At 39.4% G+C, this 15070-nt stretch carries 11 protein-coding genes; 7 read left to right on the top strand and 4 right to left on the bottom strand.

The annotated features are described in order from the left end of the window. Window positions 1–36: 36 nt before the first annotated feature. Both IPJ16_13445 and IPJ16_13440 read right to left on the bottom strand, forming a co-directional pair. On the bottom strand, window positions 37–3114 hold the full coding sequence (locus IPJ16_13445) for an ATP-binding cassette domain-containing protein (protein MBK7628177.1): 3078 nt from the start codon (window positions 3112–3114) through the stop codon (window positions 37–39). A gap of 85 nt (window positions 3115–3199) precedes the next feature. Further along, a complete protein-coding gene (locus IPJ16_13440; protein MBK7628176.1) occupies window positions 3200–3781 on the bottom strand; it encodes a flavin reductase family protein in 582 nt (193 codons plus the stop codon). Between the two features lie 199 nt (window positions 3782–3980). Here IPJ16_13440 and clpB point away from each other — a divergent pair, with 199 nt between their 5' ends. Continuing rightward, complete coding sequence (clpB, locus tag IPJ16_13435; protein ID MBK7628175.1) at window positions 3981–6581, top strand: ATP-dependent chaperone ClpB; 2601 nt, start codon at window positions 3981–3983, stop codon at window positions 6579–6581. A gap of 3 nt (window positions 6582–6584) precedes the next feature. On the opposite strand, the gene IPJ16_13430 is transcribed toward clpB, so the two are convergent. Further along, window positions 6585–6920, bottom strand: coding sequence for an STAS domain-containing protein (locus tag IPJ16_13430; protein MBK7628174.1), 336 nt, complete (start codon window positions 6918–6920; stop codon window positions 6585–6587). A 12-nt stretch (window positions 6921–6932) separates the two neighbouring features. Further along, a complete protein-coding gene (locus tag IPJ16_13425) occupies window positions 6933–7283 on the bottom strand; it encodes an Hpt domain-containing protein (protein MBK7628173.1) in 351 nt (116 codons plus the stop codon). Between the two features lie 176 nt (window positions 7284–7459). Between IPJ16_13425 and IPJ16_13420 the strand changes: the two genes are divergently transcribed. The 6 genes from IPJ16_13420 (at window position 7460) to IPJ16_13395 (ending at window position 15007) form a co-directional block, all read left to right on the top strand. Then, a complete protein-coding gene (locus IPJ16_13420; protein ID MBK7628172.1) occupies window positions 7460–9574 on the top strand; it encodes an OmpA family protein in 2115 nt (704 codons plus the stop codon). A gap of 94 nt (window positions 9575–9668) precedes the next feature. Next, a complete protein-coding gene (gene gcvT / locus IPJ16_13415) occupies window positions 9669–10775 on the top strand; it encodes a glycine cleavage system aminomethyltransferase GcvT (GenBank protein MBK7628171.1) in 1107 nt (368 codons plus the stop codon). A gap of 164 nt (window positions 10776–10939) precedes the next feature. After that, complete coding sequence (locus IPJ16_13410) at window positions 10940–11623, top strand: 2-phosphosulfolactate phosphatase (GenBank protein MBK7628170.1); 684 nt, start codon at window positions 10940–10942, stop codon at window positions 11621–11623. A 102-nt stretch (window positions 11624–11725) separates the two neighbouring features. Continuing rightward, the gene (gene serC / locus IPJ16_13405; GenBank protein MBK7628169.1) at window positions 11726–12796 is read left to right on the top strand and encodes a 3-phosphoserine/phosphohydroxythreonine transaminase; all 1071 of its coding nucleotides are present in this window, start codon (window positions 11726–11728) and stop codon (window positions 12794–12796) included. Window positions 12797–12813: 17 nt separating this feature from the next. Next, on the top strand, window positions 12814–13737 hold the full coding sequence (locus tag IPJ16_13400; protein MBK7628168.1) for a 3-phosphoglycerate dehydrogenase: 924 nt from the start codon (window positions 12814–12816) through the stop codon (window positions 13735–13737). Between the two features lie 19 nt (window positions 13738–13756). Continuing rightward, on the top strand, window positions 13757–15007 hold the full coding sequence (locus IPJ16_13395) for a DUF1015 domain-containing protein (protein ID MBK7628167.1): 1251 nt from the start codon (window positions 13757–13759) through the stop codon (window positions 15005–15007). The last annotated feature ends 63 nt before the right edge of the window (window positions 15008–15070 follow it).

The raw sequence follows: 15070 nt of genomic DNA, 5'->3' as shown, positions 1-15070 counted from the left end.
TTCTGAGGCAGCCTCTTGTTTTATATATACTTGTCATCAATCTGATCCTTTGTGCTTCTTGCCCATCATAACTTCGCCTGAGTCAAGCAGTTTCTTGAGAAGTCTGAAATAGAGAGCCAGATAAAGCAATGTTGTCATAAACCACAGAACAACGACATTGACAACATAAGTATCGACTTTCCATCCAAACACCTGTTTTGTGGGAGAATAGAAGTGAGCTTTAATAAAAGAGTGTTTTGGTTCCATGAATATAGGTTCAAGCTTCTGGATAATTTCTCCGTTGAACTCAACAAACCTTACAGTCTCATTTTTGTTAGTCACAAATTCTTCGAGGGATTCATTGGCATACCTGTCCCTTGTTTTAAGAAACCCTTCATTATCCTCTGCCTGCAACCTGGTAACAAGTGCATCTTTCCTGTCTTTTGCATTATTAGAGTAAGCGATGTAGTATTTTCTTAATTTTTCAACATACAACAGCGCATCAGCTACTAGTTCCTTCGTAATCTTGTCGGGTTTCAACGATTCAATCCCTTCAAAAGGGATATCAGGTGTTAAGAGTTTTTCTTTCTGAAATTCATTATAAACCACACTTAGCTTTTCGTTGAAGTCGGCGCTTCTGGTGCCCTTATTCAGATCATTCTGAATATTATCGAGTTTCCCTTTTACCTCAACATTCCAATAGTCCTTCTTGAATTTGGCTTTACTCATCGCCTTATCATATACATAGAACTGACTCTCGTATCTGTTGTTTATGAATTGATTTACTGCCAGCGCTTCATATCCCCATCTTGCAGTAATAAATTCGCCATAAAAAGGAATACCTACGGGATTAGTAAGAGGAATGCTTGGATTTAGTTTTTCGAATTTTACCATTACTCCGCTCAGAATAATCTGCGGTATAACAAGGAACGGAATTAATATATAAATAGTTACCACTGCTTTAAAGCTGTCTGAGATAACCAGTCCAAGCATATTTGCGCCGGCCCAGCAGGAGAATAGCACAAGCCAGTATTCAAACCACATTCCTCTGATTCCGGTAATGCTGTTTCCTACAATCACAAAAGTCAGTGCCTGAATAGCTGAAATAGCAAACTGCACAAATACTTTGGACATAAGATAACTGTTCCAGCTCAGATTCAGAAATGCCTCTCTCTTCAGGATTTTCCTGTCCTTAATAATCTCTTCTGCACTCACAGTCAATCCCATGAAGATTGCAACAATTACCGACATGAAAATATATACAGGCAGGTTACTGTTATCGTAAAGAGTATAATGCGCATCTTTTGCACTCTCATCAAAATACCTGATTAGTATGGCAAGGAAAAATGCAAGGATAGGGGCTTCAAGAAGTGTTATAAGGAGATATTGAGTATCCGCAACTTTAGAAAGCAGGTCGCGTTTGACAAATACAATAAACTGCTTCAGCTTATTGGGAGTTTTAAAGTTGATCTCCGGAATACTTGTTCCCCGTTCAAGCATCTCTTTCTTTTGTTCAGCCTTATAGTGAGTGCTCCAGTCAGCCGGTGAGATCCTTCTGGTGTCTGTCGGCTGTCCGCTCTCAGTAAATACCCTTGTCTCTACAATATTGAAGATCTGTTCAGGGTTAACATTACCGCAGACATAACATTCACTTTCGTTATAGTTGGCCTGTTCAATTTTTCTTTTGAAATACTCGATAGAGTCAACAGGATTACCATTATATATAAGGTATCCTCCTGTGTCGAGGATTATCAGTTTGTCGAACATCTTAAAGATCTCTGAAGAGGGCTGATGTATTACTATAAACAGAAGTTTACCCTTCCTCGCAAGTTCTTTCAGGAGGTCAAGAATATTCTCAGAGTCTCTTGAGGAGAGCCCTGAAGTTGGTTCATCGAGGAACATTATTGCCGGTTCCCTGATCAGCTCAAGTGAGATATTTAGTCTTTTCCTTTGTCCGCCGCTTATTTTTTTGTTAAGCGGACTTCCAACCTGAATATTTCTGATTTCGTAGAGGCCGAGATTTTTTAAAACACTGTCAACCCGGGCAACAATTTCTTCTTCTGTAAGATTGTCGAAGCAGAGTTTCGCATTATAGTAAAGATTCTCGAAGACAGTTAGTTCTTCAATAAGCAGGTCATCCTGAGACACATAACCAATAAGTCCCTTGATTTTGTCTTTGTCCTTATGTATACTTACACCGTTTATTAATACTTCACCATCATATGGATCGTTTGTACCATTCAGAACCCCCAGAAGAGTTGATTTTCCCGCACCGCTGGCTCCCATTATCCCAACCATTCTGCCCGACTCCTCCATGAAACTCATATGGTGGATACCGACCTTTCCATTTTTAAATCTGTATTCGAGATTACTTACCTCATATACAACACGGGATGCTTTAAATTCCTCTTTCAGGAACTGCATTGTTACGTCCCAGTAATATATCGGGGAGATCTTATAGCCTTTTATTGAAGAACCCTGACTTAAAGGATAAACCTTATCTTCCTGTAGTAACTGCCCGTTCATTGAAAGTTCACCGGAAGCTGTAAACCTTACAAAGTATTTATTTACTGATGAAACGAAAAGGATCCAGATATGTCCCTTAAGCAAATCTTTGAAAACATGTTTTGCGCCTTTGGGATCAAAATCTTTTATCCCATTTATTATAAGAAGGTTGGATGTGTCTGGAATTGATGTAAACTGGTTCAGCACAAATTTTTCAATATACTCGTATTCTTCGTTAGTAATATTTAGTCCCTCAGCAAGTGTACTTATAAAACCAAGTTCAAGCTGACTAACCTCCTGTCCGCCTGATTTGCAGAATTCAAGAACCTGAATAACCACCACAATCCTCTGTTCCTGGTCGAGCTGGCCCTGTTCATTTATCTCTTTGCAAAGCTTCCTGATTCTGATTGCAATAGCTCCTTCACGTCTTTCAGCGCTGCTTTTTTCAAGTTTTTTACGTGCCTCTTCGAACTCCTTATCATAAGTAGACAGGTATTCCTTTACCAGTTCCTGGTTAAGCATTCGTTTTAGAAAAGCTTCTACAACACCTCTTCTTTCACTGTCGTTGCTCTGAGGTTTTGCAATTATCGCAAACAACTGCATCAGGGTTTCTAGGATCTTCTCACTCATAGTTAGTCACTTTAAATTCCGGCAATGAAGATATGAAATTAGTTATTTGGTACAAAAAATCAATGATATAGTTTTTACCTTATTATTAACCTTTGCCTTTTGTTTTCTTCTCAACAGAAAATCCGAATTTACCTACCAGTGGACCAGTTTCATAATACTTGCCGTGTGAATAGCATAACGGAGTAGCTTCATTTAGTTTAAACAGGCCACTTTTACTGTCAATATACTTTTCTTCAGCATTTACTGCAACTACTTCAGAGATAAACATGTGATGCGAGCCTAATTCTTTAATCTCTTTTACAATGCACTCAATATTCACAGGTGATTCCTTTATTAAAGGTGCCTTTATTTTTGAAGCCGGTACCGGGGTTAAGCCCATCTCTTTAAATTTATTGAATTTACTGCCTGATTTCACACCGCACCAGTCGGTTGCAAATGCCAGCTCTTTTGTGGTAAGGTTAATTACAAATTCACGATTTTTTTTTATTATTTCATATGAGTGTCTTTCAGGCCTGACTGAAATATAACACATTGCAGGATCAGTGCAGATAGTGCCTGTCCATGAGACAGTTATAATATTGTACTCTTCAGATACAGATCCACAGCTCACCATAACAGCAGGAAGGGGATAGATCATTGTTCCCGGTTTCCAGACTACCTTACTCATAATTGTTCAATTTACGTGTACTATTTTGACTGATTTACTGACACCTTAAATCACAGATTCAAATATAGTATAACCATTTGACTAAAGCTAACTTGTCAGTTTGACACTTTATGTAGTTTTATAGATGTCAAAAAGGCAATTTTAATGCAGATAATGGCAATGGCAAAAAAATTGCATATGTGTTGTAAAACATATTCAAATGAATCTTGATAATTTTACTTTAAAGGCACAGGAGTCTGTTCAGCAGGCATTTAATATTGCAGGGGCAAATGGTCAGCAGACAATTGAATGCGCTCATCTTCTTAAAGGAATCATGAATGAAGCGGAAAGTATTACTGATTTTCTTTTTGGAAAATCAGGTGTTGATCCATCAGTAATTCAAAAGGAGACAGATAAACTTATATTGACTTTCCCAAAAGTATCAGGAGCCGAGCCATATGTATCTGCAGCATTTTCTGAGGCTTTAAGAAAAGCATCGGATCATGCAGCTAAGATGAAAGATAAATTCGTTTCAGCAGAACATCTTATAATGGGCATACTTGATACCGGAGACAGGGTATCCCATATTCTTCAGGATCGGGGAGTAACACAAAAAATGCTGATGGCTGCCATAACTGAATTAAGAAAAGGTGCTAAAGTGGAATCACAGACCTCTGATGATACTTTCGACTCACTTAACAGGTATGCTATTAATCTGAATGAGAGAGCCAGGTCTGGCAAGCTTGATCCCGTTATAGGAAGGGATGATGAGATTCGAAGAATTTTACAGATTCTGACAAGACGTACCAAAAACAATCCGCTGCTTATTGGTGAACCTGGAGTAGGAAAGACAGCTATTGCGGAAGGACTGGCACATAGGATAATCAGGATGGATGTACCTGAAGATATAAAATCAAAGGTTATTTACTCGCTCGACATGGGTGCCCTGATAGCTGGTGCAAAATATAAAGGTGAATTTGAAGAACGGTTAAAAGCAGTTGTAAATGAGGTCATAGGATCAAACGGAGAGATTGTATTGTTTATTGATGAGATTCACACTCTCGTAGGTGCGGGTAAATCCGATGGAGCAATGGACGCAGCTAATATCCTAAAACCTGCTCTTGCCAGAGGGGAGCTTAGAGCAATCGGAGCAACTACTCTGAATGAATATCAGAAATATTTTGAAAAAGACAAAGCTCTTGAACGGAGATTTCAGGTTGTAATGGTTGATGAACCAGACAGAGCAGATTCCATATCTATACTCAGAGGTATACGGGAGAAATATGAAACCCATCATAAGGTCATTATCAGGGATGAGGCACTTATTTCTGCTGTAGATCTGTCAACAAGATATATAACTGATCGTTTCCTTCCGGATAAAGCTATAGACCTTATTGATGAAGCAGCTTCCAGACTGAAACTTGAAATGAACTCGGTCCCCGAAGAGATTGATGAGGCTGAGAGGACTATTACCCGTCTTGAAATTGAAAAAGAAGCTCTCAGAAGAGATGGTGATACTATTAAATTTGATAAGATTTCACGGGAACTTGCTGATATGCAATCCAGAAGAGATAGTCTTAAAGCCGACTGGAAAGCAGAGAAAGAGATGATTGATAAGGTTCAGTCGAAAAAAGAGGCTGTGGAATCAATGCGATTTGAAGCAGAGCAAGCAGAAAGAACTGGTGATTATGGACGGGTTGCTGAGTTACGGTATGGTAAAATAGTTGAAGTCGAAAAGGAAATTAACTCACTGAAGCATGAAATAGAGAAAAAAAGAAAAAAAGGATCTTTAATCCAGGAAGAGGTAAGATCTGAAGATATTGCTGCTATTGTATCAAAGTGGACTGGGATTCCGGTAACCAGAATGCTTGAGAGTGAAAAGGAAAAGTTACTTAGGCTTGAAGATGAGTTACATAAGAGGGTAGTTGGTCAGGATGAAGCAATTGAGGCTGTTGCTGATGCCGTAAGAAGATCACGTGCCGGTTTGCAGGACCAGAAACGGCCTGTTGGGTCATTTATTTTTATTGGAACTACAGGTGTTGGAAAAACTGAACTTGCAAGAGCACTTGCCGGTTTTCTTTTTAATGATGAGAACCTTATGACCCGGATTGATATGTCGGAATATCAGGAGAGACACTCTGTTTCAAGGCTTATAGGCGCACCTCCGGGATATATTGGTTATGATGAAGGAGGACAGCTCACTGAGGCTGTAAGACATAAACCATATTCTGTTGTTCTTCTTGACGAAATTGAAAAAGCCCATCCCGACATATTTAATCTCCTGCTTCAGGTTCTTGATGAAGGAAGGCTTACTGATAACAAGGGGCGGACTGTTAACTTCAGAAATGTCATAGTTATTATGACCTCTAATCTGGGATCAGACATCATCAGAGAAAGAATGGATAGCTTAAACAATGAATTGAATGAAAAAGAAGCAGAGGAGCTTCGACAGGAAATCTTTCTGTTGCTAAGAAGATCCCTCCGTCCTGAGTTTCTTAACAGAGTTGATGAAATAGTTATGTTCAAACCCTTGACATATGACCAGATAAGGCAGATTGTTAAACTTCAGCTCTCCTCGATAGGGCGGACGCTTGAAGAATATAAAGTGAAAATCGTCGTAACTGACGATGCCATTGACTGGCTGGCAAAGCAGGGATACGATCCGCAATCAGGAGCCAGACCGGTTAAGAGGTTAATACAGAAGGCAATTGTAAATGAACTATCAAAAAAGATAATAGGGGGTACTGTTCTAAAGGATGGTAATGTAATAATCGGAGTAAAGAATGACCAGCTTGAATTTACCAACCGGAATACGCCATGATACTTATTTGAATGATCTTATACAGGTATCCATGTCATCGTAGATCTGGAAAACAGTATGAAGATGAAGCGTATGGAAAAGCTCTGTCACATTTGGTTCGGGATTGGCAAACTTCAGGACTCCGTAATTATTTCTGGCGGTTTTCATTACCGACAGGAAACAACCAAAGCCCGAACTGTCGATGTACTCAACACCTTTAAGATCTATAATTACTTTTGAATTTGAATTATCAAAGACTTTTGTTATGCCATCTCTGATTTCATCAGTTATGAGTGCATTTATTCTATTGACAGAGAAGGATATAACATCAATCTTATCCTTTTTTTCAATACTGATCATTCAATTTCTGTTTTACAGTTTATTTAAATAATCATCCAGTTCAATCACTGCTGCATCTGTATCCGATTTGAACCTCTCAATATAAGATTCGTACAAATCTGATTCACTTCCGTCTTTTGCCTGAAGTTCAAATGTTTTTAGCATTGCAGCAAGGTCGTTCATTCCCATTATAGCTACAGACGACTTAGCTTTGTGAGCGAGCTGACCCAGGTATGGATAATTCTTTTTGGATAAATTAAGTATCATTTCCTCATGGATCTCTATAGCCTGATCCCTGAACATATTTATGATTTCGCCGGAAATGTCACGATCGCCGCCTGATACAGAATTAAGATAGTCAGTGTTTATGAACTTGTAATTCATAACCTACGGGGGATTAGATTAAGTACAATACAGATCGCAAAGAATATGAAACAAATATAGTAATTTTAATAAAATATTTTCCAAAGAAGGGAATTAGATACCCTACCTAAAATATTATACATCTGTTTTTAATAACCGAAATAGTGCTACTTTTATAGTGATAAAATCCGGAGAATATGCGAAATGTTTTGAAATACCTGCTTATCTTCTTAATATTTAATACACTGGTTTTAGATGCACAAACGGATGTCTCGATCAAAAAGAGAGAATTCAAAGCTGACAAACAAGGCTATAAGGAAGCATGGAAGCATGTAAAAGACGGGGATGATTATTTTCAGATTGGAGGTGTATGGTACTCTTTTGCCTATGATGAATATATTAAAGCTTTGGTCTATAATAATTCAAATCCTGAGTTAAACTATAAAACAGGTGTATCGGCGCTTCTTTCAGACAATAAGGAAGAAGCTGCAGGTTTTTTATTGAAAGCACTTGAAGTAAAACCGGATGTAACCGATGATATTTTGTTTTATGCCGGAAGGGCTCTGCATTACGCCGGGAGGTACACAGATGCTATTGAAAAACTGAATGCTTTTGTTGGTTCAGCCGGTAAGAAAGACAAGAGGGATGTTGCCCTGGCAAAAATAATTGCAGAGCAATCCAATAATGCAATAAGTATTACACAGGACACCCTGAGGGTTAAAATTGAGAATGCCGGAGCCAATATTAACTCAAATGCTGACGATTATTCTGAGATTTTTACTGCAGACGGAAATATTATTTATTTTGGATCGAGACGTCAGATCCCCAGGTCGGGAAAAAGATACGATGATACCAAATTTGATGAGAATATTTTTGTGTCCAATATAATTAACGGGACATGGAGTCAGGCACTTCCTGCCGGTAAAAACCTGGTAACAAAATATTGTGAAACCCCGTTGTATATAGATCCTCTCAGAACCCGGCTCTTTATTTATGCAGGGTACGAGAATGGTGGCGACATTAAAATGGTGACAACAAACAGGAAAGGCGAATGGCGGGCTCCTGTGGCACTTCCTTATCCGATAAACAGCAATGGATCTGAGACATCATTTTCGTTTAGTCCGTCAGGAAATGAAATATACTTTGTTACTGACAGCAGGAAAGATAATGCCGGTGGAAAGGATATCTATTTCATTAAGAGAATGTCGGAAAGGAAATGGTCCAAACCACAGAACGCTGGTCCAAAAATTAATACAATTTATGACGAAGAATCAGTAAGGTTCTCAAGAACCGGTGATACCCTTTTCTTTAGTTCAAAGGGACATAACTCAATTGGCGGATTTGATATTTTTTATTGCGTAAAAGATCCTGTGGGTGAGTGGGATAGTGTCAAAAATTTCGGTTATCCGGTTAATACACCCTGGGATGAATTGTTTTTTTACCCTGCACCTGCAGAAGACAGTACCTTCTATTTTGTTTCAAACCGCAGCGGAGGTATCGGAGGCCTCGACATTTACTCCGGTAAATTACTTCCTCCGGAACCGGTTGCAGTAGTTTTACCACCACCCCCTCCGCCACCTCCTCCGGTAAAAGATACTATTGTAATAAGAGATACTGTTGTAGTTGTAAAAGAGGTTGCGCCGCCGCCACCTGTAGTTCCCGTTGTTCAGCCTGAGCCGGTTAAGGAAACCGGCCTCTATCTTGTGGGGAAGATTTCTGACTCTGAGAGCGGGGAACCGGTAATGGCTAAAATGGATATTGTCGACATGAAGACTGATTCTGTACTCGTGACAAGTGCGAGTTCTGATATTGACGGAAGTTACAGGATTAAGCTTCCTGAAAAGAAATCATACAAGCTGGAGCTGCGTGCTTCAGGATTTCTTTCAGATATGAAAAGGATTGATGTTCCGGCAAACTGGATGAAGGATACATACAATCTTAATATAGACCTCATAAAGGTCAAGGTAGGGAAAAAAGTAGTATTGAATAATATCCTTTTTGAGACAGGCAAGTCAATTCTGACTGCAGGTTCATATGCTGAACTTGACAGACTTTTGAATATAATGAAAGAAAACGCTGAAATGAAGATTGAAATATCCGGGCACACAGATAAAACTGGCAGTGAGCCGATTAATTTTAAGCTGTCTGAAGACAGGGCTAAGGCAGTGGTTGAGTATCTTGTTCAGAAAGGTATCGACAGAACGAGAATGGAATACAAAGGATTCGGATCTCTCCAGCCTGTTACAGAAAATGCCACACCCCAGGGACGAGCAAAAAACAGAAGGGTTGAATTCAAAATTCTCGAATTCTGATAATCATCAGATTTTATTAGGAAACTATTTGTTTGCTTTGTGGAAAATCTATTTCTGAGTGCCCTTGAATTTTGTATTATTTAAAAAGATATTAATGAAAAACACAGCATTTACTAAATTTCATCAGGAAGCAGGTGCCAAAATGGTGCCTTTTGCCGGATATAACATGCCCGTTGAATACTTCGGTATAAATGAAGAGCATATAACTGTAAGGGAAAAAATTGGTGTCTTCGATGTTTCACATATGGGAGAATTCTGGGTGACAGGTCCTTCGGCTCTTGATTATCTTCAGCATATAACTTCCAATGATGTGTCAGCTCTTTTCGACGGCAAGATCCAGTACTCATGCTTCCCCAACGGAAAAGGTGGCATTGTTGATGATCTTCTTGTATACAGGTATAATAAGGAGAAGTATCTTCTTGTTGTAAATGCCGCAAATATTGAAAAAGACTGGAACTGGTGCGTTAAAAATGCTCCGAAATTTAACATTTCAGCAGGGAAGGAGCTTATAAATGCTTCAGATGAACTTGCCCAGCTCGCTGTTCAGGGACCGCTTGCGCTTAAAGCAATGCAGAAACTTACGACATCTTCTGTTGAGGATATGGAGTATTACACTTTCAAAGTTATCGAATTTGCAGGTATCAAAGATGTAATCTTTTCTACCACAGGCTACACCGGAGCAGGCGGATGTGAGATTTATGTTAAGAATGAAGATGGCCCGAAACTTTGGAAGGCCGTTTTTGAAGCCGGAAAAGAGTTTGGCATCAGACCAATTGGTTTGGGAGCCAGGGATACACTTCGTCTCGAAATGGGTTTCTGCCTGTATGGTAATGATATTAATGATGAGACTTCTCCTATTGAAGCAGGTTTGGGATGGATAACAAAGTTCACAAATGAAAAGAACTTCATTGACAAAGCACTGCTTTTCAATCAGAAGGAAGAGGGTGTGAGCAAAAGGCTGAAAGGATTTGTGATGATCGACCGCGGAATTCCAAGACAACATTACGAAGTTGTAAACGTCTCAGGTGAGATAATAGGGGAGGTAACTTCCGGAACAATGTCACCAATGATGAAGCAGGGTATCGGAATGGCTTACCTTAATAAAGGATACTGGAAAACCGGAACGGAAATATTCATCCGCATCAGAAATAAAGATCTCAAAGCTCAGATTGTAGATTTACCCATTTATAAAGCGAGTTAGAATTTAATGACTGTCTTTGGTTGCTTTACTAAACTCTTTGTGTTACTTGGTGTCTTCGTGCCTTTGTGGCTAAAAATGCCACCAAGACTCCAAGGCTCTAAGAAACACTAAGAAACTTAACCTTTTATGGCAAAAGAAATCTTGAGACCTGTTTCTCGCCGGCATTGTATGAAAAGGATACCCATAATGATTCAATAGTGGTTATTATTGACATTTTGCGGGCTTCCTCAGCCATATGCACTGCTTTTGAGAACGGTGCCCGGGAGATAATACCTGTTGCTGAAGTTTCTGAGGCAAGGGAGTATAAGTCGCGTGGTTATCTTGTTGCAGCTGAACGCGATGGTTTCGTTCTGGATTTTGCTGACTTCGGAAACTCTCCCTTTAATTTCACAAGTGATAAAGTCGGGGGCAAAACGATTGTTTACAGCACAACAAATGGAACCGGCATTATAAATATCGCTTCCTCCGCTTTTCGTACTGTCATTGGATCTTTTCTTAATCTCAGTGCACTGTCAGAATGGTTGGTGGCTCAGGACAGAGATGTAGTACTATTTTGTGCCGGATGGAAGAACAGGTTTAATCTTGAAGATACTGTTTGTGCAGGTGCAATAGCTGAGAGACTCATGAAATGTGGTCTGTTCACGACTATCTGTGACTCAACCCTGGCAGCCATGGATCTCTGGCAAATGGCAAAGAATGACCTTCCGGGTTACATCGAAAAAGCTGCACAGAGAACAAGACTGCGGGATAAAGGTCTTGATGATTGTTTACAGTTCTGTATTACAGCTGATTTTACCAGGAAGATACCGGTAATAAAAAATGGCATCCTTATAGATAATGTTTCGTAATTTTGTATCTGTTCTGTTATTTTATTAACAGTGCAGCCTTTTATAGATTTGTAATGGTATAATTAAAAAAGTCAATTATTAATTCACGATAAAAATTTCAGTATGAAAAAACACAACTTTTATGCAGGTCCTTCAATTCTTCCACAGTACACTATTGACAAGACTATTGAAGGAATAAAAGACTTTGCAGGGTCTGGACTATCGGTTCTTGAGATATCTCATCGAAGCAAGGAATTTGTAGCATGCATGAACGACACTATTGCTCTCTTCAAAGAATTGCTTGATATCCCGGCAGGTTACCAGGTATTGTTTCTCGGTGGCGGCGCAAGCATGCAGTTTGCAATGGTTCCAATGAACCTGCTCGAGAAAAAAGCGTCTTACCTGAATACCGGTGAATGGGCAGGAAAAGCTCTGAAAGAGGCTAAACTGTTTGGTGAAGTTGCTGAAGTGGCATCATCAAAAGAGAAAATATTCAATTATATACCAAAGAACTATACAGTACCGGCCGATTCAGATTATTTTCATATTACTACTAATAACACAATCTATGGTACTGAGATAAAGAAGGATCTGGATTCGAAGGTTCCGCTTGTGGCAGACATGTCATCAGATATCTTCAGCCGTCCGGTAGATATTTCAAAATATGCTCTCATTTACGGAGGGGCGCAGAAGAATCTGGCACCAGCCGGTGTGGCGTTTGTTATTGTTAAGGAAGATATTCTAGGGAAAGTAACCCGTCCCCTTCCGTCAATGCTCGATTACAGGGTGCACATAAAAGGAGAGTCTATGTTCAATACTCCTCCGGTGTTTGCTGTTTTTGCAGCTCAGCAGACACTTGTTTGGTTAAAGAACCTTGGCGGCGTAAAGGCTATCCAGAAAATGAATATTGAAAAGGCAAACATTCTTTATAATGAGATTGAAAGAAATAAACTATTCAGACCCACAATTGTAGATCCGGAAGACAGATCGCTCATGAATATTTGTTTTGTAATGTCAGATAATTACAAGGAGCTCGAGAAACCATTTGCCGATTTTGCAAAGAGTAAGGGTCTGCTAGGTATTGAGGGACACCGTTCAACCGGAGGTTTCCGGGCTTCCACCTACAATGCTTTGCCAAAAGAGAGTGTTGAAGCTCTTGTTAGTGCAATGAAAGAATTTGAATCAAAGAATTGACCAAAATATAAAGAATTATGAAAATCCTTGTTGCAACTGAAAAACCATTTGCCCCTATTGCTATCCGACAGATCCGGGAAGTTACGGAAGCCGCTGGTTATCAGCTTGAGTTACTTGAGAATTATAAAGATAAGTCAGAACTGCTATCAGTCGTATCTGATGTAGATGCCCTGATAGTCAGAAGTGATCTGGTCACTGCTGAAGTGCTTGATGCAGCAAAAAAATTAAAGATTGTTGTAAGGGCAGGTGCAGGTTATGATAACCTTGATGTAAAAGCATGTACCGAACATAATGTTATTGCAATGAATACTCCGGGTCAGAATTCAAATGCAGTAGCAGAACTGGTCTTCGAATTACTGCTCTATCAGATCAGGGGAGGCTTTAGCGGGAAGGTGTCGGGGAGTGAACTCAGAATGAAAACTCTTGGATTGCATGGCTTCGGTAACGTTGGAAAATATGTTGCCGATATTGCCAGAGGGTTTGGTATGGATACTTACACTTACGATCCTTTCGTAAGCGAAAGGGTGATGAAAAACAATGGGGCAAAACAAATTATTACTATCGAAGAGCTCTATTCAAAATGCCAGTATATGTCAATACATATGCCGTATAATGACAGGACAAGTAAACTGATTGGTTATGATCTTTTGAAAAGGATGCCTCAGAATGCTGTACTTGTAAATACTGCCAGGAAAGAAGTTATAGATGAAGACGGATTGCTTAAAGTCTTTGAGGAGCGGTCGGACTTTTGCTATCTTTCAGATATTGAGCCCGATTGCAAAGCAGTATTTGAAGAAAAGTATAAGGGAAGATATATTTTTACCGCAAAAAAAATGGGTGCCCAGACCGAAGAAGCCAATATCAATGCCGGTGTGGCTGCGGCACGACAGGTTATTAACTACTTCAGAAAAGGCATTGATAAATATAAACTGAACAAGTAATACATATTCTAATTTAAAGATGGCGATAGTTAAACCTTTCAGGGGGTTAAGACCTCCTCATGAAATTGCTAAAGATCTGGCCTGTCTGCCATATGATGTAATGAATACCGAAGAAGCCATTAAGATGGCTGAAGGAAAAGAATGTTCGTTGCTTCATATCACACGATCTGAAATAGATCTTCCGGCAGATACTGATACTCATTCAGATGAAGTGTATAAAAAATCGGTTGAGAATTTTTCAAAATGGCAGAAAAAAGGGTGGCTGGTACAGGATAGTAAACTGCATTTCTATATTTATGCCCAGACGATGAAAGGAAGGACACAGTACGGAATTGTTGGTTGTGCCTCAGTTGATGATTATCTGAATGGTGTTATTAAGAAACATGAACTTACACGACCTGATAAAGAGCAGGACAGAATGGTGCATGTTCGGGTGAATAATGCAAATATAGAACCTGTATTTTTTACCTATCCTGCTGTTAAAGAGCTAGATGATATTGTGGCCAGGATCGTTACAGAAGATAAACCTGAATATGATTTTGTTGCTGAAGACGGCTTTGGACATCATTTCTGGGTGGTTAAGAACCCGGAAACCAATAAAGAGATTGAGAAGCTTTTCGCAAAAAAAGTCCCTTATACATATGTTGCTGACGGACATCATCGTACTGCAGCTGCAGCACTGGTAGGCAAAGAGAAGAGAGAGCAGAATCCGAAACACAATGGAAAAGAGGAGTATAATTTTTTCCTTGCGGTGCATTTTCCTGATAATCAGTTGAGGATAATTGATTATAACAGAACCATTAAGGATCTTAACGGATTGTCGGCAGATGATCTTCTTAAGAGACTTGAAAAGGGATTTATAATCAAAGAGAAAGGAGTTAAAACCTACAAACCCAATAAATTGCATAATTTTTCAATGTATCTCCAAGGGAAATGGTATAGTCTGACAGCTAAGGAAGGAACATATAATGACAACGATCCTATAGGTGTTCTGGATGTTACTATTCTGACAAATCAGATTCTCAGTCCAATTCTTGACATTCAGGATCTGAGGAGATCGAAACGTATTGACTTTATTGGGGGTATAAGAGGTCTCGGAGAGCTTAAGAAGAGGGTTGATAGTGGTGAGATGAAGGTTGCCTTCGCACTTTATCCTGTATCGATGGATCAGCTCATTAAAATAGCTGATTCGGGTAATATCATGCCTCCGAAAACAACCTGGTTTGAACCTAAGTTAAGAAGTGGTTTGGTTATACACCTCCTTGACTGATTTATTGCCCCCCAACCCCCCTAAAGGGGGGCTAAGTTATTCACATTAAGAATTTTACATATC

Source organism: Bacteroidales bacterium, assembly GCA_016709865.1.
In the GTDB taxonomy this organism is placed as follows: domain Bacteria; phylum Bacteroidota; class Bacteroidia; order Bacteroidales; family VadinHA17; genus LD21.
Note: the sequence above shows the minus strand (reverse complement) of the source record. Positions and strands in the feature narration are given on the sequence as shown.

Coding starts and splice junctions, on each gene's coding strand:
- IPJ16_13430 (MBK7628174.1), bottom strand. CDS start 6,920: ATGATCAGTATTGAAAAAAAGGATAAGATTGATGTTATATCCTTCTCT.
- IPJ16_13440 (MBK7628176.1), bottom strand. CDS start 3,781: ATGAGTAAGGTAGTCTGGAAACCGGGAACAATGATCTATCCCCTTCCT.
- IPJ16_13420 (MBK7628172.1), top strand. CDS start 7,460: ATGCGAAATGTTTTGAAATACCTGCTTATCTTCTTAATATTTAATACA.
- IPJ16_13395 (MBK7628167.1), top strand. CDS start 13,757: ATGGCGATAGTTAAACCTTTCAGGGGGTTAAGACCTCCTCATGAAATT.
- IPJ16_13425 (MBK7628173.1), bottom strand. CDS start 7,283: ATGAATTACAAGTTCATAAACACTGACTATCTTAATTCTGTATCAGGC.
- clpB (MBK7628175.1), top strand. CDS start 3,981: ATGAATCTTGATAATTTTACTTTAAAGGCACAGGAGTCTGTTCAGCAG.
- IPJ16_13445 (MBK7628177.1), bottom strand. CDS start 3,114: ATGAGTGAGAAGATCCTAGAAACCCTGATGCAGTTGTTTGCGATAATT.
- serC (MBK7628169.1), top strand. CDS start 11,726: ATGAAAAAACACAACTTTTATGCAGGTCCTTCAATTCTTCCACAGTAC.
- gcvT (MBK7628171.1), top strand. CDS start 9,669: ATGAAAAACACAGCATTTACTAAATTTCATCAGGAAGCAGGTGCCAAA.
- IPJ16_13400 (MBK7628168.1), top strand. CDS start 12,814: ATGAAAATCCTTGTTGCAACTGAAAAACCATTTGCCCCTATTGCTATC.